This window comes from Paenarthrobacter sp. CM16, assembly GCF_013179505.1.
Taxonomy (GTDB): Bacteria; Actinomycetota; Actinomycetes; order Actinomycetales; family Micrococcaceae; genus Arthrobacter.
In genome coordinates, this window is sequence record NZ_JABMCX010000496.1 from 1 (window position 1) to 1817 (window position 1817).

At 63.6% G+C, this 1817-nt stretch carries 1 protein-coding gene and 1 pseudogene; both read left to right on the forward strand.

The window, feature by feature from the left end; genetic code table 11:
• Positions 1 to 186: 186 nt before the first annotated feature.
• Entirely contained in the window at positions 187 to 1428 is a 1242-nt protein-coding gene (locus HP499_RS23825) for a styrene monooxygenase/indole monooxygenase family protein (protein ID WP_172326509.1), read from the forward strand.
• 27 nt (positions 1429 to 1455) lie between these two features.
• A pseudogene (locus HP499_RS23830) lies at positions 1456 to 1817 on the forward strand (flavin reductase); the annotation flags it as partial.

Below are 1817 nucleotides of genomic sequence, written 5' to 3' on the forward strand. Positions count from 1 at the left end.
GGCGACGTCGTCGCGTTCCTCGCCGGCGACCAAGCCAGTTTCGTGACCGGCGCGGATTGGGCCGTCGACGGCGGTTACTCCGCTTTGGGACCGGAACGCGCCGAAGAAACCATCCCCCTGCTTGCCGCCAACTAGCGAGCGGCCCCACCTCCACCCGCAAACAGACCAAGAGAAAAGGGCAACACCATGACGCAACGCCACATCACCATCGTCGGAGCCGGCCAGTCAGGGCTTCAGCTCGGAATCGGCCTCCTCGACGCCGGCTTCCAGGTCACCACCATCTCCAACCGCACACCTGAGCAAATCCATGACGGCAAAGTAGCCTCCAGCCAATGTATTTTCCACAACGCCCTGGAGCACGAGCGTGCCCTCGGCTTGGATTTCTGGCCGGACGCTCCCACTGTGGATGGCATCTCCTTCACCATTCCCCACCCCGAACTGCCGGGCGAAAAGGCCATCAGCTGGGCTTCCCGCCTGGACCACCACGCCAAATCCATCGACCAGCGCGTGAAGTTCCCCAAATTCATGGAGGAGTTCACGGCGCGTGGCGGGGAACTGGTCTTCGAGGATGCCGGCGTGGCTGAGCTGGAAAAGTACACGCAGAACTCGGATCTGGTGATTGTGGCGGCCGGCAAGGGCGAAATTGCGCAGCTCTTCACCCGCGACGCCGAACGCAGCACTTACGACGCCCCACAACGGGCCCTGGCATTGACCTACGTCAAGGGCCTGAAACCCCGCGATGAGTACTCGGCGGTCTCGTTCAACCTCATCCCCGGCGTGGGCGAGTACTTCGTCTTCCCGGCACTGACCACCACCGGCCCTTGCGAAATCATGGTCTTCGAAGGGGTCCCAGGCGGCCCCATGGACACCTGGAAGGGCCTCTCCCCCGAGGAACACCTGCAGAATTCCAAGGACATCCTCAACACCTTCCTGCCTTGGGAAGCCGAGCGGGCCACGGACGTGGAACTGACCGACCCCAACGGCGTTTTGCAGGGCCGCTTTGCCCCTACCGTCCGCCACCCCATTGCTACGCTGCCCAGCGGACGGCAGGTACTGGGCCTGGCCGACGTCGTGGTGTTGAACGATCCCATCACCGGGCAGGGCTCCAACAACGCGAGCAAGTGCGCGGCGTCTTACCTGGACAGCATCGTCCAGCACGGAAGCGGGCCATTCGATGCAGGTTTCATGCAGGCCACGTTCGAGCGCTATTGGGATTACGCCCAGCACGTTGCACACTGGACAAATGCCCTCCTGGCCCCGCCGCCACCCCACGTCCTTGAACTCCTGGGCGCCGCGAACAGTGAGCCGGACATCGCCCACCGCTTTGCCAACGGCTTCAACCACCCGCCGGAATTCCAGGAGTGGTTCATGTACCCGGACAAAGCTGCCGACTACCTGGCCGGCCTCTCGGCTGCCAAGGTTTCCTAGCACGCCCCTGCTAAAAAGGACTCAACCATGCGAAAAATAGCAATCGTGGGGGCCGGGGAATCCGGCGCGCAACTGGCCCTGGGCCTGCAGCGGGACGGCTACTCCGTGACTCTCCTGTCCGACCGTTCGGCGGCCCAGATCCGCACCGGCAAAGTCATGTCCAGCCAGTGCATGTTCTCCACAGCCCTGGATGCCGAAGCCCAGATGGGAACAGCACTTACCGGGTTCTATGAGTCCGGCTCCGTCCCGGGCATCACCGCCATCCGGCTGCGGGTGGATGGGGACGAGCCCATCGAATGGGAAGCCCCTTTGGACGGCCCCGCCCGCTCCATCGATCAACGGATCAAGAGCGCCCTCTGGATCGAGACGTTCGTAGCCGCTGGCGGTGA

Coding starts and splice junctions, on each gene's coding strand:
- HP499_RS23825 (WP_172326509.1), top strand. CDS start 187: ATGACGCAACGCCACATCACCATCGTCGGAGCCGGCCAGTCAGGGCTT.